Genomic DNA, 20,867 nt, shown 5'->3' with positions numbered 1-20,867 from the left:
CGCTTCTACGCGAAATCCACATCTGCTGACGTGCCGATAAATTTCAGATTTAACGTAGACGCGCACACTTCAATTTTGGCGAAGCGTTTTTACACACTCTGGGCCAAAAGCAGCCGGCGAGTACCAACAAGAGCCGGAGATCGGTGGGGCGTTCGGTTGCGTCTACTAAGCCAGGGGCTATTCAATGCTACGCTTCCTGTGATTCGTACTTGAACCCTCATCTAGGGCCAAAAAATGACAGCACTGAGGTTCTTTTTCGTGAAGTACAGATATCGCCTCAAGTCGTCGCTCGATAGCGAGTCCTGGTCCGAAGGCACAAGGCCGATTCGGGCGGATAGCCAAGAAGATGCCAATTACAGTGCTAGTCAAATGCTCCCGCAGGAGATGCCAGATCATGTGGTTGAAATTTTAGACCTCAGAAACGAACCATAGGCCGCATACATGTCAACCGAACACCATCACGCAACATCTGTGTCGCTTCCTCCGGAGTCGGCGATTGCTAAAGCCTACGCATCGATGAATCTCGCCGACGCTTACTCGATCGAGCTTCCCTCCGGAGCGTCAACCAATCCCGAATTGTTGGCGAGGTTCATCTTCGCTCACCAAGCGCCTTGGGTCAGCAGCCTCTTGACGGTTCGAGACGCGCTCGTAGCCGGTTTCGGCCTCAAGACAGCTAAGCATCTCGCATCACTGGATGCGGAGAGCGGAGCGGGCCGACTCGGCATCTTTAAGATCTACAGCACAAGTCCAACTGAAGTTGTTCTTGGAGAAGACGACAAACACCTGGACTTCAGGCTCTCTGTTCTGTGTTCCGGTCAGTCGTCGCCGGGAGCTAAACGTCACTTGATTCTGTCGACCGTTGTTCATTGCCACAATCGCTTAGGTCGTCTCTATATTTTTCTCATTGCCCCGTTTCATCGCTTAGTCGTTCAGTCCAATCTTCGTAGTGCGGCACGGATCGGCTGGCCGTCGGCGACGGAGGCGTAAGCCAAAGTCCAAATCATCATGCGCGGCCAACTGAGGTCTAACCCTTCCCTCAACCCGGACCGCAACCGAAGACTGCCGCTGCGCGGCATAGGTTGCGGCCTGTTAGCTCGGCGTTGAACGACAGCTTCCGGGAAGCATGACCGACGGCAAAGGGTCGTTCTCTGCCGGTTATGTCCACGAAGCGTGCCGGTCAAATCCGATGCAATGACTGGTCAAGTCGAATGCAAACGGGTGGGCAAGTATGAGCAATCACCCAGCCAAAAAACGGGCGAAGAAATTCTCGACTTTTGATGCGCATAAACACGTATCAAGGTTCGCGTTTAAAGACACCCGCTGTTACGTCCTAACGGCTACAACGCCTTGCGTCGTTACCTACGCGTGCGCCAGAATCCGCTGGCTTGTGCGGCTGTGGGGCGGGCTATATCGTTTGCTGGTCACTGCAAAACAGTGATCGGGTTTGGTAGCCCGCTACGAAGTTGCATGGCAACACCTTATGCAGTCTCTTTTCGGGACTGTGCTTTTATGGTGGTCATGCGTGGGGCTCCATTGTGAGCGCCGGGTTTTCCCAACTTCGACCGGTCTACCAACCCACGCATGGCCGCCACCCTTCGTTTGGTAGCGAGGGTGATGGCTCCTCAATATTGCAAGTTGGAGCTTCATTTATGTTCAAAGTTACGCCTAACCCCCCGAATACCGGTCCGGTACCCTACGACGCCTTTATTGATCTTGACCCCAAGAAAATGAAAGAGGCGGCCGACCGCGCACTCAATTTCTACCTGAACCCCGGGGCGACGAAAACGCAGATACCGCCCCACAGGCCCAGTACCATTTTCACCATCGACGCAGCGGTGGATGACGAAACGTTGCTCGTCGAGGCCTGCGAATCGTTGGCATCAGCCAGCGCCATGGTCAATGATCTCGTCGACTTGACGGACGGCCCACGACGCCAAACGATGCTGGTACTGCAACGGGTCATCATGTTGGGTGAGTTAGCGGTCAATCGCGTACTGGACAACCACAAGCCTGGGTAGTCGCCAGGCCGGTAGCGAGGGCGCTTGCGCCCTCGCTGTTTAGCAGCATTCAAAGGTCGCGACCGCGACAAGCTTCCTTATTGTTTTTTGGTAATGCCACCGACGTAGAACCGCAGATGATGGCGCGCGGCGCTCTCAGCGCTCAGGCCACGCAGCTCTGTTGACCGCTGCTCTCCATTCGGTAAAAACATCGTCAACGTATCGCCCGACACCAGGTAGGGGCGGCGTACTGCGTACCTTCATGCTCGATTGTGACTTCGTCTTCCATCTACAACACCTTGTCCTTTCTATGGAGTGATTACTGCCCGATAACGATCCTCGATCGAGCCGCGAAACCCTCTCCTTAAACCCGATTAAAATCCAGAGCCTGTCCCAAGCGACATCATCAGGGCTCTCAAAGAGCTACCCCACCGGGAGCACCCACGGTGGCCGACGCATTCAGCTTCACCCTCAAATTCCCCTTCTACAGTGCCAGCGGCGAGCTGATCTCGACGTTGCCCAACAAATGCCTCAAACGCAAAGACATCAGCGCCGCACAGGCCGTGGCCAAAAAAGACGAAGGTGCGATGGAAGACATGCTCGTTGTCACGTTGGAAGGTCCTCTCAGACCCCACGTCGCACCGGATAGCTCTTGATCACATCCAGAAACTCAATGCGACGTTTGCTGACCAGCAACTGCGGGAGCAGCTGTTCATACGCCTGTCGATACGGCTTGCTCAGGTGACGCGTGATGAAGTCGTCCTTGCTGCAGTTCCAGGTTTCGTAGAGTACCAGGGTGTTCGGATCGTCCTGGAGTTGGTGGACCCAGGTGTTGACGAAGTCCGGTTCGGCCGACATCTGGTGCACCACGTCCAGCAGCCGTTCTTTCATTTCGGCGAAACGTTCCGGTTTGGCCGGCAGGTAAACGATAAACGCGACTTGATCACTCATTTCATCACCTTCGAATGCTGTGAATGGGTTACTGCGCCTGGTTCTGCGGGAACAGGTTGCGACGGGTTTCTTCGTCGAATTCCGCCTTCAGCACCAGTTTCTCTTTAAGACCGTGGGCACGTTGGGCGGCCGGACGGGCGCTGATTTCATCGAACAGGCGCTTGACGTTCGGGTACGCCGCCAGGCCATTTTCGCCGAGGATGTACGGCGCGTAATTGGCCCAACCCCAGAGCGCCATGTCGGCGATGCTGTAGGTGTCGCCAGCCAGGTACTGATGGTCGGCCAGACGCAGATCAAGCACGCGGTAGTGGCGTTCAACTTCCTTGAGGTAGCGGTTTTTCGCATACGCCAGGTCTTCCGGCGCGTGGTGCAGGAAATGCACCGCCTGGCCGGAAAATGGCGACAGCCCAGTGGCGATGAACATCAGCCATGACAGCAGCTCGGCTTGCCCGGTCACGGAGGTCGGCAGGAAGCGCTGATGTTTTTGCGCCAGGTGCAGCAGGATCGCCTGGGAGTCGAATACGGTTGCGTCGCCATCGACCAGGGCTGGCACTTTGGCGTTCGGGTTGATCGCCAAAAAGGCCGGCAGGTGTTGCTCGCCTTTGAAGGTATCGACGCCGATCAATTCGTAGGGCGTTTGCAGTTCTTCAAGCAGCAGGGCGACTTTCATCGGGTTGGGCGAAGGGTGGAAAAAGAATTTCATGGTGTAGGCCTCAGTCAATGGTTGGTTTCGAACTGAGGCTGATGTTGGAGTAAACCCGTTCGAATGACGTGCGAGCTTTTTGCTTTACTCGTTCGAAACTATCGAACGTGTTATTGGCACTTTGGCGGATGATCGCGACGTGGCGATGACTGCCCCGGCGATAATCAGCAGCGCGGGGACGATCAGAATCGGGCTGGCATGGCTGCGCCCCACGGTGATCAGCAACAACGTGGAAATCAGCGGCGCCAGGTAGGACAGCGCCCCCAGCGTCGCCAGACTGCCGTGTTTGGTGGCGTGGTCCCAGGCAAAAAACGCCAGTCCTACCGGTCCAAGCCCGAGGACGACAATCGCGGTCCATTGGCTGATGTCGGGCTGTACCGTGGTTTCGAATGCCAGGTGACAGACCAGTCCGGCCACAGCGACCAGGCCACAGATGCCACCAATGATGCTGCTCGGTACTTCGCTGAACCGGCGGTTGATTACCGAATAAACCGACCATATCAACGCACAGCCAAACGCCGCGAGATAACCGGCGATGGGCATCGCGGCATCAGCATTCGGGGCGCGCTGCTGCATGATGAAGGCCGTGCCGGCCAGGCCCAGCAGTGCGCCGAGCAATTGCCGCTTGTGCAGCTTTTCTCCGGCCGAGAACGCCGACAGCAACACCAGCAACAGCGGCCAAAGGTAGTTGATCAGACTGGCTTCAGCCGCCGGGGCGGCTTTGAGTGCGAAAAAGTACAGCGCGTGATAAACGAAAATTCCGACGAACCCGGTCGCCCATACAGCCCAGGGCTGGCGCCAACTGGTGAACCCTGCGATCCCGCGTCGGCCCAGAATCACCAGGCTCGCCGCGAACGCCGCGCCGAAACCCAGCGTCAGCAGTTCAAACGGTGGAATGCCTTCGGTGAGGGTGGTCAGCAAAGCCAGGGAGGACCAGAGCACGATCGCAATCACGCCGACGGCCGTCGCGCTGTGGCTGTTTCGAAGCGGAGTCATGTCTGTTCCTTCAGCGCGATGAACGGGCGACCATGCTGGCCCGATGACATCAAGCAGCTTAGCGTTTGATCGCCGTACGTCCAGCGTCCGGTATCGGGCTCGCCGGCTTGGCCAACAAGCGCTTGGTCACCCCGAGCATACCCACTGACACCGCGACGCCCAGGGCGAACGCGGTCAGGCCCATGCCTGGCAAGACCAGCGCCAACACCAGGCAAAACGCGGCGAACGAATACATGCCGGTAGCGGTGGCGCGCAACAATGCAGCGGTGAACGCCGGCCCGCGGGTTTGCTGGGAGAACACCGCCATCACGCTGCCCAGTACCGGGAACACCGCGAGCAGGCCGCTCCAGCGTTCGCCGACGGTGCTGGCCAACAACGTGACCGCGAGGGTGAGCAGGGCGCCGGCAATCATGCGCAACAGCAATTTGTCGGACTTCGGCTTTGGGCCTGAAACGATTGGCTGTACCGAGGGAAACAGATACGGCGCCGCCAGCAGCGCGGTCGCGGCGGCGATCACCGAGAACACCAGGGACGGCGGAATCAACGACAACACAACGGCCGCCGTGACCCAGACCAACAGCGAAATCACCAGCGCCCACGGCCACTTCGCCCGTTGTGCAACCTGAGCGTAGGTCACGCAAAAGGCAATCATCGCGAACATCGCCGACAGCGCTGCCGTCGCCGATTGAGCGGCGAACACCTGGCCTTGTTCGATGGCGAGAAAAAACAGAATCGGCCCGACTACCACCGGCAACCCCGACAACCAACCGGCTACGCTAGGACCCCAGCGTTTACCGGCCAGGGAAATCAGCAAGAGAAACCCTGGGATGACCAGCAGTTTGAGTATCAGCACGCACGCACCTCCGACCTGAGTGAGGCGGCAACGTTAGCATTGCGTGGAAGTGATTGCTCTATGGATTCTCTGGTTTTGTATACAACCCTGCGACAACACGGTCCTTGTAGGAGCTGCCGCAGGCTGCGATCTTTTGATCTTGATCTTCGGCGATCCTGAAAATGCTAAAGAGCAAAAGATCACAGCCTTCGGCAGCTCCAGGAGGTTTGCGTGTACACCAGAATGAGTGAAACGTCTAAGCTGCCCCCTCCCATTTGTTTCTGGATGTTTGCGTGAAATTCAGTTTGCCCAAAACCGCCACGGCGCCGTTCTGTCCGCCGGAAGTGGCCGGCAGCGTTGCCGTCGATCCCCGCGCCTCGTTCTTCAACCGGATGCTGCGCTTTGCCGGTCCTGGCTTGCTGGTTTCCATCGGCTACATGGACCCGGGCAACTGGGCGACCGCCATCGAGGCTGGCTCGCGGTTTGGTTACAGCTTGTTGTTCGTGGTGTTGCTGGCGAGTCTGGCGGGGATGGTGGTGCAGTGTTTGTGCTCGCGCCTGGGCATTGCCACCGGGCGTGATCTGGCGCAGTTGTGCCGGGAGCGCTACAGCACGCGCACCGCACGGACCCAGTGGGTGTTGGCGGAAATCTCGATCATCGCCACTGACCTGGCCGAAGTGCTCGGCTGCGCCCTGGCGTTCCATTTGCTGCTGGGCTGTTCGCTGACCTTCGGCATCGCGCTCACGGCGTTCGACACGTTGCTGGTGCTGGCCCTGCAAAACCGTGGCTTCCGCCGACTTGAAGCCATCATGCTGGTGCTGGTGGGCACCATCGGCGTGTGTTTCTTCGTTGAATTGCTGTTGATCAAACCCTACTGGCCCGACGTGGCCCGGGGGTTCACGCCGTCACTGGCCGCCATCGGCGAAGCCGCGCCGCTGTACCTGGCCATCGGGATTCTCGGGGCTACGGTGATGCCGCATAACTTGTACCTGCACACCTCCATCGTGCAGACCCGCAGGATCGGCAAGGACCTGGCCAGCAAGCAGGACGCGGTGAAACTGGCGCGCATCGACACCATTGGCTCCCTGGCCCTAGCCTTGCTGGTCAACGCGGCCATCCTGATCCTCGCCGCGGCGGCGTTCCACAAGACCGGGCATACCGATGTGGTCGACATCCAGGACGCTTATCACCTGCTCGACCCATTGGTGGGCGGGGCGCTGGCCAGTGTGTTGTTTGGCGTCGCGTTGCTGGCGTCGGGGCAGAGCTCGACCTTCACCGGGACTATCGCCGGGCAGGTGATCATGGAGGGCTTCCTCAACCTGCGGATTCCTTGCTGGCAACGACGATTGATCACCCGCGGGCTGGCGCTGATCCCGGCGTTCATTGGTGTCTGGCTGATGGGCGACCATGCGATCGGCAAGCTGCTGGTGTTGAGCCAGGTGGTGTTGAGCCTGCAATTGCCGTTTGCGTTGTATCCACTGATTCGCATGACCAACGATCACAGGCTCATGGGGCCGTTTGTGAATCGGTGGCCGACAAGGGCGCTGGCGTGGGGGTTGTTTGTGGTGATCAGCGGTGCGAATAGCTGGTTGATATTGCAGTTTCTGGCTTGACCGTGATCGTTCCCACGCTCCGCGTGGGAATGCCTCAATGGACGCTCCGCGTCCGCTTCGGGAGGGCCGCGGAGCGTCCCGGGCTGCATTCCCACGCGGAGCGTGGGAACGATCAGTTGTGCTTAAACGCCTCGACCACAAAATCAATAAACACCCGAGTCTTGGCCGGCATCAACGTCCGGCTCGGGTAATACAACGAGATCGGTCCCGCGTCGGCGTGCCAGTCGGGCAGCAGGCGCACCAGTTCGCCCCGCTGGATATTCGCCAGCACATCCGGCAACACCAGCAGTGTCACGCCCAGGCCAAGTAATGCCGCTTCGCGCATGGCGGCCGGATCATTGAACACAATGTTTTCGTTGAGATTGGCCGCTGCTTCGTTGCCCGCGCCATCGTGCATCAGCCATTGGCGAATCCGCCCGGTGCGGGTGCCGCGCATCACAATGCCGGTGTGTCTGGACAAGTCTGCCGGGCTGTCGGGCAGGCTGCGCCCTGAGAGGTAAGCCGGTGAAGCGACCGCCACGATATGCGCCGCCGCCAGCGTCCGCGACACCACCCCGGGCATCAACTCGAACCCGCCGCCTATGGCCGCGTCATACCCTTCGGCAATCAAATCCACAGGGCGGTTTTCGAAGTGCCATTCCGGGCGAATCAATGGGTAGCGCGCCAGGAACGCCGGTAGCAGCGGCAAGACATGACCGATGCCAAACGTCGGCGCCAGACTGACCTTGAGCACGCCCGCCGGCTCGCCTTGGTCGCTGCTTACTGCGCTGATTGCTGTTTGTAACGCTTCCAGATTGCCGCCGATGCTCGTCAGAAAGCGTTCCCCTGCTTCGGTCAAGGACAGCTTGCGGGTTGAGCGCTGGAACAGCCGCACGCCGATGTTGCGTTCGAGCATCGCCACGTTGCGGCTGACTGCGGCAGGGGTCAGCGCGAGCACCCGTGCGGCGGCGGAAAAACTGCCGGTCTCGGCACTGCGGACGAAGGATTCGAGGTTGGCGAGGGTTTCCATAGCAGGCACCTGCTAGTCATGCTTGAAAATCATTCAAAACATTACCCGCTAATCAAGCGCTAATGGCAAGCGCAGTATTCACTCCAACGACAACCCTCGGAGTGAACAACCATGAGCACCATCGGAATCATCGGCGCCGGCGCAATCGGCGCAGCCTTTGCCAGAGCACTGTCGCGTCAAGGCATTGAAGTGGTTATTGCCAACAGCCGTGGCCCGCAAAGCCTGGCCTCGCTGGTGGCAGAACTCGGGCCAACGGCGCGTGCCGGAACCCGCGAGGAGGCCGCCGCACAAGCCATCGTTCTGGTCGCCGTCAACTGGTCGAAGTTGCCGACTGCGCTCGCCGGCCTGCCGGATTTTGGCGGGCGGATTGTCATCGACGCCAACAACTCAATCGAGGCGCCGTCGTTCAAGGCGGTGGATTTGCAGGGGCGAACGTCCAGTGAGGTGTTTGCCGAGTGGGTGCCCGGTGCGCGGGTGGTGAAGGCGTTCAACCACCTTCAGGCGCGTTTTCTGGACAGCGATCCGGCGGCGGAGGGCGGGCGGCGGGTGCTGTTTCTGTCCGGTGATGATGCCGATGCGAAAGCTCAAGTGGCGGAGCTGATCGAACAGCTGGGCTTCTTCGGGATTGATCTTGGGGAATTGAGCGTCGGGGCGCGGCTGGTGCAGTTTCCGGGCGGTCCGCTGCCGGTGCTGAATCTGGTGAAATTTGCCTGACTCTTCATTCACCGCATTCGGCGTAGCAGCTGGCGAAGCCTGCGTTCGGCTGCGCAGCAGTCGTCAAACCTGAGCACGCGGTCTGCCTGAAACACCCTATCGTCTGATTTCACGACTGCTTCGCAGCCGAACGCAGGCTTCGCCAGCTGCTACACAGTGAGCGTTGTGACAGAAATGGGTTTCAGAGATGTGGATAGCCCGGTGCGACGTGAGTCGCACCGGGTGTTTTGCCAGACGGCGAACGGATATTCGTGGGTCCCCGCGCCGTCTGTTGAACGCTTTACGCCCGTTCGATCGCCAGTGCCACGCCCTGACCACCACCGATGCACAGGGTGGCGAGGCCTTTCTTGGCGTCACGCTTGATCATTTCGTGCAGCAAGGTCACCAACACTCGGCAACCCGACGCACCGATCGGGTGACCCAGGGCGATAGCGCCGCCGTTGACGTTGACCTTGTTCAGGTCCCATTCCAGATCCTTGGCTACCGCCAAAGATTGTGCGGCGAAGGCTTCGTTGGCTTCGATCAGGTCCAGTTGGTCGATGGACCAGCCGGCCTTGTCCAGGCAACGACGAGTCGCGCTGACCGGGCCGATGCCCATGATCGCCGGGTCTACACCCGCGTTGGCGTAAGCCGCGATTTTCGCCAGCACGGGCAGGCCGAGGGCCTTGGCCTTTTCGGCGCTCATCAGGATTACGGCAGCGGCGCCGTCGTTCAGGGACGAGGCGTTACCGGCGGTCACCGAACCGTCCTTTTTGAAGGCGGGTTTCAGTTTGCCCAGTGCTTCAGCGGTGGTGCCTGCTCGAGGTTGTTCGTCAACCTGGAAGGCGACCGGATCGCCCTTGCGCTGAGGAATCAGGATCGGCGTGATCTCATCGGCAAAACGCCCGGCTTCGATAGCGGCCGTGGCTTTCTGCTGCGAGGCGGCGGCGAAGGCGTCTTGTTGCTCGCGAGTCAGGCTGTACTTGTCGGCCAGGTTCTCGGCGGTGATGCCCATGTGGTAATCGTTGAACGCATCCCACAGGCCGTCGCTGATCATGGTGTCGACGATTTGCGCGTGACCCATGCGCAGGCCGGTGCGAGCGCCCGGCATGACGTAATTGGACAGGCTCATGTTTTCCTGGCCGCCGGCAATGATCACGTCGGCATCGCCGCAGCGAATCGCCTGAGTGGCCAGGTGCAGCGCCTTGAGGCCCGAGCCGCAGACCTTGTTCAGGGTCATCGCCGGCACGGTGAACGGCAGGCCGGCCTTGATCGCGGACTGGCGCGCAGGGTTCTGCCCGGCGCCGGCGGTCAACACCTGGCCCATGATCACTTCATCGACTTCAGCAACGTCCAGGCCGGTTTGCGCCAGCAACTGACGGATCACCGCAGCACCGAGGTCAACCGCGGACACGTTGGCCAGGGCACCCTGGAAACTGCCGATGGCGGTGCGGGTGGCGGCGACAATGACGACTTCTTGCATGGAATGATTCCTCACTGGGCAGCGAACTGCATTTCCGGAACGTGATCCGGCACGATCAGTTTACCGGCGGTCTTGGCGACAATCTCCTCGACGCTGACGCCCGGTGCGCGTTCCTTGAGAATGAATGCGCCGTCCTTGATTTCCAGGTAGGCGAGGTCGGTCAGCACACGCTTGATGCAACCGGCGCCGGTCAGCGGCAGGCTGCACTTGGACAGGAGTTTGGACTCACCGTCCTTGGACGCGTGGGTCATGATGACAATGATGTTGTCTGCGCCGGCCACAAGGTCCATGGCGCCGCCCATGCCCTTGACCAGTTTGCCGGGAATCATCCACGAGGCGATGTTGCCTTCCACGTCCACTTCAAACGCACCAAGTACGGTCAGATCGACATGACCACCGCGGATCATCGCGAAGGACTCGGCCGAGGAAAAGATCGACGCGCCGATACGCGCGGTCACCGTTTGTTTGCCGGCGTTGATCATGTCGGCATCGATGGTTTCTTCAGTAGGAAAGGGACCCATGCCCAGCAGGCCGTTTTCCGACTGCAGCATGACTTCCATGCCTTCAGGGATGTAGTTGGCGACCAGGGTCGGAATGCCGATGCCCAGGTTCACGTAGAAGCCGTCCTGCATTTCGCGGGCGACGCGTTGAGCCATTTGTTCGCGGGAAAGTGCCATTGTTGTTATTCCTTCATTCGGTCCGGGGGCAGGGGATCACTTACGCACGGTGCGCTGTTCGATGCGCTTCTCGAACGTGCCGCAAATGACCCGGTCGACGTAGATGCCAGGAGTGTGGATCTGCGCCGGGTCCAGCTCGCCGGGTTCGACGATTTCTTCGACTTCGACCACGGTGATCTTGCCGGCAGTGGCGGCCAGCGGGTTGAAGTTCTGGGCGGTGTGGCGATAGATGACGTTGCCGAAATGGTCGGCTTTCCAGCCTTTGACGATGGCGAAGTCACCGGTGATGGACTCTTCCATCAGGTACTTGCGGCCATGGAATTCGCGAACTTCCTTGCCTTCGGCCACAGGAGTGCCGACGCCGGTCGCGGTGAAGAACGCGGGAATGCCGGCACCGCCTGCACGCATTTTTTCGGCGAGGGTGCCTTGGGGGGTCAGGACCACTTCGATGGCGCCGCTGAGCAGTTGCTCCTCGAACATTTTGTTCTCGCCGACATAGGACGCCACCACTTTGCGGATCTGCCGGTCTTCCAGCAGCACGCCGAGGCCGAAACCGTCGACGCCGCAGTTGTTGGAAACCACGGTGAGGTCACGTGTGCCTTTGCGCTTGATCTCGGCGATGAGGTTTTCCGGGATCCCGCACAGACCGAAGCCGCCGGCGATCACGGTCATGCCGTCTTCAAGACCTGCAAGGGCTTCCTCGTAGGAACTCACGCGCTTGTCGAAACCTGCCATATGCACCTCTTTTATTCTTTGTGGGCGGCTGGCTAGCCGTATGGGATAGGAGTGTCTCGCTGAAGGATTCATTTGTTAAGTTGATTTTTAAGGTTGATTGATAGATAAAACTCACCAATCAATCCTGTGGGAGCGAGCCTGCTCGCGAATGGAGCGCCTGCGCTCATTACTGGAGCAATTCGAACATGACAGTCAAGCAGATCCGCGCATTCCTGGCCGTGGCCCAGAGTTTGAGTTTTGCCGTGGCCTGCGAGCGGTTGCACCTGTCGCAATCGGCCTTGAGCCTGACCATCAAGGCGCTGGAGGAGGGGCTGGGCGGGCGCCTGTTCACCCGCAACACGCGCAATGTCGCGCTGACCGCGGAGGGAGAGTCACTGGTGCCACTGGCCCGTCGCCTGATCGCTGACTGGGACAATGCCGAGGATGAGCTGCGGCAACGCTTCACCCTCCAGCGCGGGCGCGTGACGCTGGCGGCAATGCCCTCATTTGCCGGCAACCTGCTGCCGCCGATCCTGAAAACCTTCCGCGCGCGCTATCCCAAGGTCAACGTCACGGTGAATGACGTGATCAACGAGCAGGTGCTGGAGATGGTGCGTGACCGGCAGGTCGAGCTGGGGGTGGCGTTTGAACCGACTCAAAGTTCATCGCTGGCCTTCACGCCGTTGTACATGGATCGGTTTGTGGCCGTGGTGCCGAAGGATTCTCCTTTTGCCGAACGGGGTGACATCGACTGGCAGACCTTGCTCAAGGAACCGTTCATTACCTTGCAGCGTCCGTCGACGGTGCGGGTGATGCTCGAAGAGCACTTGCAGGCGCGTGGGATGAAATTGCCGGTGGAGTTTGAGAGCCATCAATTGGCGACAGTCGGGCGGATGGTGGCCAGCGGTTTGGGGGTGAGTGCGGTGCCGGCGTTGTGTGTCGGGCAGATGCTGGAACTGGGCGCACGGTGCATTACCTTGCGCGATCCGGTGGTGGAGCGGGCGATCGGGGTGTTGACCAAGCCAGGGATTGAGCTGTCGGCGGCGGCGCAGGCGTTGTTCGATATTCTTAAAGCTGAAGATTTGGGGCGACAGTTGAATCCACCCCTCACCCTAACCCTCCCGAAACGTCGGACCGCCCCGGAGGGGCGAGGGGACTGACCGAGTTGCATCGGCTAGGTACTGCGACCTGCGACTGCGAGTCGAATTCAGGATCTGAAAACCATGGAGATCTGCTCCCTTTCCCCTCTCCCCCCTGGGGAGAGGGCTGGGGTGAGGGGTGGATCTTCAGTCGAACACGGAGCTCAAGGCATCACCGCCCCAGCCCCTCCGCCAACAACGGTAAAAGCCGTTCACAAGACCCCGCAATCTTCAAATCAAGGAGCTCATCCGCCCGAGTCTTCCCCAAATTAATCGCAATCAACGGTTTCCCCTGATCCGCCACCGCCCGGCACAACCGAAACGCCGAATACGCCATCAACGAAGACCCGACCACCAACAATCCCGCAGCCTTTTCGACCGCTGCCATCGCTTTGGCCGCTGTCACCTGCGCCACATTCTCGCCAAAAAACACCACATCCGGCTTCATCCGTTCACCTGCGCAATGCGGGCAATGCGGCACCTGAAACCGCGCCTCAAACGCCGCATCCAGCAGCGTGTCACCGTCCGGGGCTTGCACCGCATCCACGCCGGCCAGATACGGATTCTGCGCTTCCATCAATTGCTGGATCGAATCCCGTTCGCTGCGTTTTCCGCAGTCCAGGCACAACACCCGGTGCAGGCTGCCGTGAAGTTCGATGACGTCATGGCTGCCGGCCTGGTCGTGCAGGGTGTCGACGTTTTGAGTGATCAGCCCGCTGATCTGCTGCGAACGTTGCAAACTGGCCAAAGCCTCATGGGCCACGTTCGGCTGGGCCTGGCGCACCCGCGGCCAACCGAGCATCGCCCGCGCCCAATAGCGTCGCCGGGATTCGGGAGCGGAGAGGAATTCCTGATACATCATCGGTTGCCGGCCACGCCGCACGCCCTGATTATCGCGGTAGTCCGGAATGCCCGACGGAGTGCTGATGCCGGCACCGGTCAGGACCACAAACGGCTGGTCGGTCATTAACTGCTGAAGGTGGTCGAGTTGTTCGCGGATGAGGCTGCCTGGCATGTTCAACACTCCGGTGGGCCAGTAGGAGCTGCCGCAGGCTGCGATCTTTTGATCTTCAGCGATTTCAGCATCGCCAAGTCAAGATCAAAAGATCGCAGCCTGCGGCAGCTCCTACAGTAGACCGTCAGCCGTCAGCCGTCAGCAGTGTTTACTTACGCGCCTCCAGAATCAGGTTGAACGGCGTTTCCGTGGCCCGCCGGAACGTCTTGAACCCGGCCTCAGTGAAGACCTTGCGCAGCCGCGCCTCGCCAGCCTGGGCGCCGAGCCCGAGGCCGACTTCCTGGGACAGCGAGTTCGGGGTGCAGATGAAGGTCGAGGCGGCGTAGAACAAGCGGCCAACCGGGGTGACGTTGTCGTCGAGCGAGTCGTTGGCGAACGGTTCCACCAGCAGCACCGTGCCGTCTGGTTTCAGTGCGTCATAAGCGTGCCGCGCCGCACCCACCGGGTCGCCCATGTCGTGCAGGCAGTCGAAGTAGCAAACCAGATCATAGTCATCGCCGGGGAAGCTTTTTGCCGTGCCCTGGAAGAACCGCGCACGCCCGGACACACCGCCTTCTTCGGCGCGCTGGGTGGCGACGGTGACGGAGGGCGCGTGGTAGTCGAAACCGACGAACCGCGAATCCGGAAACGACTGGGCCATGATCACGGTGGAGGCGCCGTGGCCGCAGCCGATATCCGCCACCTTGGCGCCAGTCTCCAGTTTGGCGACCACGCCTTCGAGCGCCGGTAGCCATTCGGCGACCAGATGCGCTTTATAACCTGGCCGGAAGAACCGCTCCGTGCCGCTGAACATGCACGGATGGTGATCGCCCCAGGCGAGGGCACCGTCGCCGCGCATGGCGTTGACCAGTTTGTCCTTGTCATGGAAAAACGATGCGACCACCCCGATGCCACCCGCCACATAGACCGGTGAGTCTTCGATTGCCAATGCCAGGGCCTGCTCTTCGGGCAGGCGGAACTGGCCGTCGCGGTGTTCCATGTAACCGGAAGCGGCGTGGGCGCTGAGCCATTCGCGCAGCAGGCGGGGGTTGCAGCCGGTTTTGTCGGCGAGGGCTTCAGGGGTTATTGGCTGGCTGTCGGCCATGGCCCGATACAGCCCGAGCTCTTCGCCGAGGATGACGTTGGCGAGCATCGCCGCGCCGCCCATGTCGTTCACCAGTTTGCCCATGAAATCATTGAGTCTGGCCTCGTCCATCACGTGTGCTCCTTCAGCAGGATCACAGTCCAGAGGCCTTGTTTTTCGAGGTGTTCACCTCTGAACGGTGGTCGTGGGAATGAACAGGACGATAAGCACGTCCTGCGTGCACTAAGTTTAGTCCGGGGGCTGTGCACTGCTGCCTGGAGCGACGAAAGCCTTCCCACATCCCCTGGTTCACACCGTACCTCCTGTGGGAGCGAGCCTGCTCGCGAAAGCGGTCTGATATTCAACATGGGTGTCGACTGGCAGAGCCTCTTCGCGAGCAGGCTCGCTCCCACAAGGGATTTGTGGTGTGTATCCCACTGTATCTAACCGGCTTCTCGATACAGTGCCCGCTAACTCAGGGCTACTGCCGAACACAGGCGAGATACAAACCTGCGATGAACTGCGTAGGCCATTTGGCACCCTATACACCGTGAAGGGGACAACAATGACTACGCTCCTGCCTGAAACCGACCTGAAATCGACACCCGTCAATCGCCTGCGCGTCGACCAATACACCAGCGGCATCATCGGCCCAAGCCAGCCGATGCTCGGGCCGCTGGCCGACGGCGGCACCCTGATCACAGGCACACCGCCGGGCTGTTGGGGGCCGATGATCACGCCGGCCTTCGAGGGTGGCCATGAAGTGACGCAACCGGTGGCCATCGCCGGTGCGGAAATCGGCGACGCGGTGGCGATCAAAATCAAAAGCATGCGTGTCACTTCGCTGGCCACTTCGTCCGGGGTGATGAGCTTCGTTGAAGGTCGCTACCACGGCGATCCGTTCGTCTCCAAATTCTGCGCCAAGTGCGGCACCGAACATCCGGCCAGCCATGTCGAAGGCATCGGTGAGGATTCGATTCGCTGTAACACCTGTGGTGCCGAAGTCAGCGCGTTTCGCTTCAGCCATGGTTACGTGATCGTGTTCGATGCGCAGAATCAGGTCAGCCTGACCGTCAATCAGGACGTCGCCAATCAACTCGCCGGTAACGCATCCGAGATGTCGGCACTGCCGGAATTCGCCGCGCAACATTCGATCCTGTCCCTGGCGCGCGCCGACATTCCCGGTGTGGCGGCGCATATGCGGCCGTTCCTCGGCAACATCGGCACCACGCCGTCCCGTGATTTGCCCGACTCTCATAACTGCGCCGATTTCGGCCAATACCTGATCGGCGCGCCGCACCGTTTCGGCATGACCCGCGAAGAACTGCACGCGGCCAAGACCGACGGTCACATGGACACCAACTCGATCCGCGAGGGCTGCGTGTTGATCTGCCCGGTCAAGGTGCCAGGCGCCGGCGTGTACATGGGCGACATGCACGCCCAACAGGGCAACGGCGAGATCGCCGGGCATGCCACCGACTGCTCCGGGGAAACCGAAGTGGTGGTGGAAGTAGTGAAAAACCTGACGCTGGAAGGGCCGATCCTCCTGCAAAACCTCGACGACTTGCCGCCCATGGCCCGGCCGATGAATGCCCGGCAGCGGCAGAAAGTCCGCGAGCTGGGCGAGCGCTGGGGTCAGCACGACATCGAGCAGAGCGGGCCGATCACCTTTATCGGCAGCGGCGAGAACCTCAACGTCGCGGTAGAGAACGGCTTGAAACGCGCCGCCTCGGTCACCGGTCTGCCGTACGACGAAGTGCTCAACCGCGCGACCATCACCGGTTCGATCGACATCAGCCGCTTGCCGGGCACCGTGCGCGTGACGTTCCTGTGCCCGATGACCGTGCTGGATCGCATCGGCATTGGCCATCTGGTGCGCGAGAAGTACGACCTGGCGTAACGCGCAACGGCGAGTCTGTACCACAGTGTGTACAGACCCGCTGGCGATACAACCGCCGCGATTTTCTGCCGCAGCGAAACACAGACCCGATACACCCTTTCGGTTAACTGTGATTCCGCTCTGACAATCATTGAGATCGACATCATGCAGACCCCCATCACATCAGCGAAGGCGACCGTCGGGCTCGGTTTGCGTCGCGGTTTAATGAAGGACCTTCAGACAGCCCGTGTGGGTGATTTCGATTTTCTGGAAGTCGCACCGGAAAACTGGATCGGTATCGGTGGTGCTCATGGTCATGCGCTGCGTGCCCTGGCTGAGCGCTATCCGTTGTCCTGTCATGGCTTGTCACTGTCATTGGGCGGCCCGGCGCCGTTGGACGTCGGGTTTCTGCAGGAAGTCCGGGTGTTCCTCGATCACTACAACGTGCCGCTGTACAGCGAGCATTTAAGCTACTGCAGCGATGACGGTCACCTTTACGACCTGCTGCCGCTGCCCTTTACCGAAGAAGCGGTGCACCACGTCGCCGCGCGAATTCGCCAGGCCCAGGACATTCTTGGTCGGCGCCTGGCGGTGGAAAACGTCTCCTACTACGCCGCGCCACAGCAAGACATGGACGAGCTGACCTTCACCAATGCGGTGCTGCGCGAAGCCGATTGCGACCTGTTGCTGGACGTCAACAACGTCTACGTCAACTCGATTAATCACGGTTTCGATCCGCAGACCTTCCTGGCCGGCATCGATTCGGGCCGGGTGGTGGCCATGCACGTGGCCGGGCATTTCGACGAGTCCGACACCTTGAAAATCGACACCCATGGCGCCTCGGTGAAACCGGTGGTCTGGTCGTTGCTGGCGGAGGCTTACGCTCGATTCGGCGCGCAGCCGACGCTGCTGGAACGGGATTTCAACTTCCCGGCATTTTCTGAACTGGTGGCGGAGTTACAGACCATTCGCCGCCTGCAAACCGAGGGGGTGAACCGTGGATAAGCCGAGCCTGTTTCAGCAGCAGAACACCCTGGGCCTTTACCTGCGCGATCCCGATCATTGCGCGTCACCGGCCGGGATGGAGGTGACGCGGGCGCAGGTTTACCGTGACCTGATTTTCGCGAACCTGTCGTCGTTGCTCAGCGGGACTTTTCCGGTGCTGATCAAGATTCTCGGTGATGAACACTGGCGTTCACTGGTACGGATTTTCCTGCGGGACTACCGCGCGCGCACGCCGAAATTCGGCGAGATCGCCAAGGAGTTTGTCGAGTTCCTGGCCTCGGAACCGCAAGCGTTAGTCGAAGGGGCGTGGCCGCCGTTCATGGTGGAACTGGCGCATTACGAGTGGATCGAGATGGCGTTGCAACAATCCGAAGCCGAGCCGTTGCCACTGAGCGATGCCGGATTGTTGCTGGACCGACCGTTGCAGGTTTCGCCGCTGGCCTGGCCGTTGGCGTATGCCTGGCCGGTGCAGTTGTTGGGGCCGGATTATCAACCGGAGACAGCGCCGGCTCAGCCAACGTTGCTGCTGGTGCGTCGGGCTGAGGACTGGAGTGTGAAGTTTTCTGCACTGAGCCCGTTGGCCTGGCGATTGTTGCAGCGGATTGAGGAGTTTCCTCAACTGGACGGGCGTGAGCAGCTGAAAGGATTGGCGGTGGAGGCGGGGATGGCTGGGGCGCCGGAGTTTATGGACAGTGGGGCGGTGTTGTTGCGGCAGATGCATGAAGAAGGGGTGGTGGGCTACTGAAAACACCACCAATCCCCTGTGGGAGCGAGCCTGCTCGCGAAGAGGCCGGCACATTCGACATTGATGTCGCATGATACCGAGCATTCGCGAGCAGGCTCACTCCCACAAGGATCTACTTTGTTCTTGAGTTAGCGTCAGGTCTGGGGAATCAAGCTTTGCCGGCAGTCGAGCACCAACCGCGCACCGCCGAGTTCACTAGTACCGACTTCAAGCGTAAACCCATGCAGGCTGACAATCGCCGCAACGATCGACAGCCCCAGCCCGAACCCGCTTTTCTGGTTGCCGCCGTCGGCACGATAGAAACGCTGGAACACCGCCTCTCGTTCAGCCATCGGAATGCCAGGACCCGAATCGAGCACTTCGATCCGCGTGCGCCCACCCTCATTGACCCCCCGCAAAATCACCTCGCCGCCCGGCGGCGTGAACTTGATCGAGTTGCTCAGCAGGTTCGCCACCGCTTCGAATAGCAACGCGCGATCGCCATTCAGTGGCGGCAAGACGTCAGGCAGTTGCAGCTTGAAAACCAGTTCGCCTTCTTCCGCCAACGGCAGATAAAAGTCGTGCAGCTCTTGCAGCAACGGCACCGGATCCAGCTGCACAAACCCCGAACGCCGCTGACGATCTTCCAGCTCGGAAATCCGCAGCAACCCTCGAAAGCGCGCCATCAAGGTGTCCGCTTCACCGAGCACTGAGTCCAGTTGCACCGCCAGCGTCGAGCCCTCATCAGCCTGTTGCTGAATCCGGTACAGCTGCGCCCGCAGGCGCGTCAGCGGTGTGCGCAGGTCGTGGGCAATGTTGTCGCAGACGCCCTTGACCTCGTTCATCAAGCGTTCAATACGTTCGAGCATGGCGTTGACGATGGCCGCGAGCATATCCAGCTCATCGCGGCGATTGGACAATGGCAGACGACGGGTCAGGTCGCCGGCGACGATGGCCTCGGCGCTGGCCTGAATCGCACGAATCCGCCGCAACGGACGCCGCCGCAACAGGTGCCAACCCGCGATACCGGGCAAGATGGTCAGCGTCACACCCCAGAACAATGCGTGAAGAATGATCCGGGTCACTGCAAACAACGAACCGTTATCCCGCACCAGCACGAGCCAGCGACCGTCCTTTGTCTGGGTCGCTACCGCGTCGCAGCTGTCGGCGGGCAGGCTTGGGTCGTCGGAATCTGTGCAGTCGCCGAGCATGTGAATCTTGCCGTCCAGCGGCAGGCCTTCGGGAATGTGCCGCAGGGCGCCGTTGAGGTAGCGATGCTGAGCATCGAACAAGCCATAGGCATCGATGCCGCGAATGTCGAAGGTCATGCTGACGGCGAGGGCGTCCATCAGTTGTTCGCCTTGAAAGCGCGAGAACAAATGCTGGCGCTGCATCAGCGAGTGTTTGGCCAGGTTGTCCAGGTAATCGGACACCTCGTAGTACATCACCCCCATGAGAATCCCGCTCCAGAGCACGAACAGCGAACTGTAGAGCGCCAGCAAACGGCTGCTGGATGAACGCCAGCCGTTAGAGGGGTTCGGCAATGACATAACCCGAGCCTCGCACGGTCCGAATCAGTGGGACATTGCCTGGCGGGTCGATCTTCTTGCGCAGACGGCCGATGTGTACGTCGATCAGGTTGGTGCCGGGGTCGAAGTGGTAACCCCAGACTTCTTCGAAAATCATCATCCGCGACAGAATCTGCCCGGTGTTGCGCATCAGGAATTCCAGCAACTTGTACTCGGTGGGCAACAGCGTCAGCAGCTGACCGTCGCGGCTGGCTTCATGGCTGATCAGGTTCAGCTCCAGATCCGCCACCCGCAACGTGGTGGCCTGGGCGGTCACGGTGTTCTGCCGGCGCAGCAGGACTTCGACCCGGGCGGCCATTTCATCGGTGGCGAACGGTTTGGTCAGGTAATCGTCACCGCCCGCGCGCAAGCCGCGCACACGCTCATCGACGTCGGAAAGGGCGCTGATCATCAGAATCGGCGTGGCCACGCCCATGGTCCGCAGCGTGGTGACAATCGCCAGACCATCGAGCTCGGGCAGCATGCGGTCGAGGGTAATCAAGTCGTAGTTGCCGCTGACTGCGCGTGCCAGACCTTCGCGGCCGTTGTCGACCCAATCCACGTCGAGGCCGTGGCTGCTCAATTCGGCGACGATTTCCCGGGCGGTCACGGCGTCGTCTTCGATGGTCAAGATGCGGGTCATAGGGCGGGCCTGATTAGGAGTACTCAACGTTGAGCGGCATTTTGCCAAGAAATGACCGCAGGCTTTCTAAATAAAACTTCATGCAGGTGCCTATTTGATCAATGCATAAAACCCGCCGCTACAGGCAGGTTCCTTGCAATTTGCAAGGCCATAGGAAGTTCAA

Annotated in this window: 21 protein-coding genes; 9 read left to right on the top strand and 12 right to left on the bottom strand. The window is 60.3% G+C overall.

The window, feature by feature from the left end; genetic code table 11:
• Nucleotides 1-441 precede the first annotated feature (441 nt).
• The 3 genes from JFU47_RS07215 (at nucleotide 442) to JFU47_RS07205 (ending at nucleotide 2,653) form a co-directional block, all read left to right on the top strand.
• Nucleotides 442-987 carry a DUF2867 domain-containing protein gene (locus JFU47_RS07215; protein ID WP_201182104.1) on the top strand — a complete coding sequence of 182 codons (546 nt, stop codon included), beginning with the start codon at nucleotides 442-444 and terminating at the stop codon, nucleotides 985-987.
• A 662-nt stretch (nucleotides 988-1,649) separates the two neighbouring features.
• Entirely contained in the window at nucleotides 1,650-2,018 is a 369-nt protein-coding gene (locus JFU47_RS07210) for a DUF6124 family protein (protein ID WP_201182102.1), read from the top strand.
• A 425-nt stretch (nucleotides 2,019-2,443) separates the two neighbouring features.
• Entirely contained in the window at nucleotides 2,444-2,653 is a 210-nt protein-coding gene (locus tag JFU47_RS07205) for a hypothetical protein (protein ID WP_207202874.1), read from the top strand.
• Here the strand turns inward: JFU47_RS07205 and JFU47_RS07200 are convergent.
• From JFU47_RS07200 to JFU47_RS07185, 4 genes are all read right to left on the bottom strand, one after another.
• Nucleotides 2,622-2,948 (bottom strand): putative quinol monooxygenase, encoded by a 327-nt coding sequence (locus tag JFU47_RS07200; RefSeq protein ID WP_201182100.1) that lies wholly within the window; start codon nucleotides 2,946-2,948, stop codon nucleotides 2,622-2,624. The two genes, JFU47_RS07205 and JFU47_RS07200, sit on opposite strands and share 32 nt — an antisense overlap.
• 28 nt (nucleotides 2,949-2,976) lie before the next feature.
• Nucleotides 2,977-3,651: a glutathione S-transferase family protein gene (locus JFU47_RS07195; RefSeq protein ID WP_201182098.1), complete on the bottom strand. Its 675-nt coding sequence runs from the start codon at nucleotides 3,649-3,651 to the stop codon at nucleotides 2,977-2,979.
• Nucleotides 3,652-3,735: 84 nt separating this feature from the next.
• On the bottom strand, nucleotides 3,736-4,647 hold the full coding sequence (gene yddG / locus JFU47_RS07190; RefSeq protein WP_201182097.1) for an aromatic amino acid exporter YddG: 912 nt from the start codon (nucleotides 4,645-4,647) through the stop codon (nucleotides 3,736-3,738).
• Nucleotides 4,648-4,705: 58 nt separating this feature from the next.
• On the bottom strand, nucleotides 4,706-5,500 hold the full coding sequence (locus JFU47_RS07185; RefSeq protein WP_201182095.1) for a hypothetical protein: 795 nt from the start codon (nucleotides 5,498-5,500) through the stop codon (nucleotides 4,706-4,708).
• Nucleotides 5,501-5,772: 272 nt separating this feature from the next.
• On the opposite strand from JFU47_RS07185, the gene JFU47_RS07180 reads away from it, so the two are divergent.
• Nucleotides 5,773-7,092, top strand: a complete 1,320-nt coding sequence (locus JFU47_RS07180) for an Nramp family divalent metal transporter (protein ID WP_201182094.1) — start codon at nucleotides 5,773-5,775, stop codon at nucleotides 7,090-7,092.
• A 112-nt stretch (nucleotides 7,093-7,204) separates the two neighbouring features.
• On the opposite strand, the gene JFU47_RS07175 is transcribed toward JFU47_RS07180, so the two are convergent.
• Nucleotides 7,205-8,101 (bottom strand): LysR family transcriptional regulator, encoded by an 897-nt coding sequence (locus JFU47_RS07175; RefSeq protein ID WP_201182091.1) that lies wholly within the window; start codon nucleotides 8,099-8,101, stop codon nucleotides 7,205-7,207.
• 111 nt (nucleotides 8,102-8,212) lie between these two features.
• On the opposite strand from JFU47_RS07175, the gene JFU47_RS07170 reads away from it, so the two are divergent.
• Nucleotides 8,213-8,815 carry an NADPH-dependent F420 reductase gene (locus JFU47_RS07170; protein WP_201182089.1) on the top strand — a complete coding sequence of 201 codons (603 nt, stop codon included), beginning with the start codon at nucleotides 8,213-8,215 and terminating at the stop codon, nucleotides 8,813-8,815.
• A gap of 280 nt (nucleotides 8,816-9,095) precedes the next feature.
• Here JFU47_RS07170 and JFU47_RS07165 read toward each other — a convergent pair whose 3' ends face one another.
• Genes JFU47_RS07165 through JFU47_RS07155 form a run of 3 tightly spaced genes read right to left on the bottom strand, consistent with a single transcriptional unit; the run spans nucleotide 9,096 to nucleotide 11,689 of the window.
• A complete protein-coding gene (locus JFU47_RS07165; protein WP_008153885.1) occupies nucleotides 9,096-10,277 on the bottom strand; it encodes an acetyl-CoA C-acetyltransferase in 1,182 nt (393 codons plus the stop codon).
• An 11-nt stretch (nucleotides 10,278-10,288) separates the two neighbouring features.
• Entirely contained in the window at nucleotides 10,289-10,954 is a 666-nt protein-coding gene (locus tag JFU47_RS07160; RefSeq protein WP_090182831.1) for a CoA transferase subunit B, read from the bottom strand.
• A gap of 36 nt (nucleotides 10,955-10,990) precedes the next feature.
• A complete protein-coding gene (locus JFU47_RS07155) occupies nucleotides 10,991-11,689 on the bottom strand; it encodes a CoA transferase subunit A (protein WP_123367262.1) in 699 nt (232 codons plus the stop codon).
• A 185-nt stretch (nucleotides 11,690-11,874) separates the two neighbouring features.
• Between JFU47_RS07155 and JFU47_RS07150 the strand changes: the two genes are divergently transcribed.
• Nucleotides 11,875-12,828 carry a LysR family transcriptional regulator gene (locus JFU47_RS07150; RefSeq protein ID WP_201182087.1) on the top strand — a complete coding sequence of 318 codons (954 nt, stop codon included), beginning with the start codon at nucleotides 11,875-11,877 and terminating at the stop codon, nucleotides 12,826-12,828.
• Nucleotides 12,829-12,979: 151 nt separating this feature from the next.
• On the opposite strand, the gene JFU47_RS07145 is transcribed toward JFU47_RS07150, so the two are convergent.
• Both JFU47_RS07145 and JFU47_RS07140 read right to left on the bottom strand, forming a co-directional pair.
• Complete coding sequence (locus tag JFU47_RS07145; RefSeq protein WP_201182085.1) at nucleotides 12,980-13,822, bottom strand: NAD-dependent protein deacetylase; 843 nt, start codon at nucleotides 13,820-13,822, stop codon at nucleotides 12,980-12,982.
• Nucleotides 13,823-13,970: 148 nt separating this feature from the next.
• Nucleotides 13,971-15,017, bottom strand: a complete 1,047-nt coding sequence (locus JFU47_RS07140; protein ID WP_201182083.1) for a class I SAM-dependent methyltransferase — start codon at nucleotides 15,015-15,017, stop codon at nucleotides 13,971-13,973.
• 433 nt (nucleotides 15,018-15,450) lie between these two features.
• Between JFU47_RS07140 and JFU47_RS07135 the strand changes: the two genes are divergently transcribed.
• The 3 genes from JFU47_RS07135 to JFU47_RS07125 all read left to right on the top strand — a co-directional run bounded on the left by JFU47_RS07135 (nucleotide 15,451) and on the right by JFU47_RS07125 (nucleotide 18,514).
• Complete coding sequence (locus JFU47_RS07135) at nucleotides 15,451-16,785, top strand: acetamidase/formamidase family protein (RefSeq protein WP_201182081.1); 1,335 nt, start codon at nucleotides 15,451-15,453, stop codon at nucleotides 16,783-16,785.
• Nucleotides 16,786-16,929: 144 nt separating this feature from the next.
• A complete protein-coding gene (locus JFU47_RS07130) occupies nucleotides 16,930-17,769 on the top strand; it encodes an HvfB family MNIO-type RiPP peptide maturase (protein ID WP_201182079.1) in 840 nt (279 codons plus the stop codon).
• Nucleotides 17,762-18,514: an HvfC family RiPP maturation protein gene (locus tag JFU47_RS07125; protein ID WP_201182077.1), complete on the top strand. Its 753-nt coding sequence runs from the start codon at nucleotides 17,762-17,764 to the stop codon at nucleotides 18,512-18,514. Before JFU47_RS07130 ends, JFU47_RS07125 begins: the two co-directional genes overlap by 8 nt.
• Before the next feature lie 134 nt (nucleotides 18,515-18,648).
• Here JFU47_RS07125 and JFU47_RS07120 read toward each other — a convergent pair whose 3' ends face one another.
• Nucleotides 18,649-20,043, bottom strand: coding sequence for a sensor histidine kinase (locus JFU47_RS07120; RefSeq protein WP_140894549.1), 1,395 nt, complete (start codon nucleotides 20,041-20,043; stop codon nucleotides 18,649-18,651).
• The gene (locus JFU47_RS07115) at nucleotides 20,021-20,704 is read right to left on the bottom strand and encodes a response regulator transcription factor (protein ID WP_033058247.1); all 684 of its coding nucleotides are present in this window, start codon (nucleotides 20,702-20,704) and stop codon (nucleotides 20,021-20,023) included. Before JFU47_RS07115 ends, JFU47_RS07120 begins: the two co-directional genes overlap by 23 nt.
• Nucleotides 20,705-20,867: the final 163 nt, after the last annotated feature.

Origin of the sequence: Pseudomonas sp. TH39(2020) (assembly GCF_016650715.1) — a bacterium.
GTDB classification, from domain to species: Bacteria; Pseudomonadota; Gammaproteobacteria; order Pseudomonadales; family Pseudomonadaceae; genus Aquipseudomonas; species Aquipseudomonas mandelii_C.
Note: the sequence above shows the minus strand (reverse complement) of the source record. Positions and strands in the feature narration are given on the sequence as shown.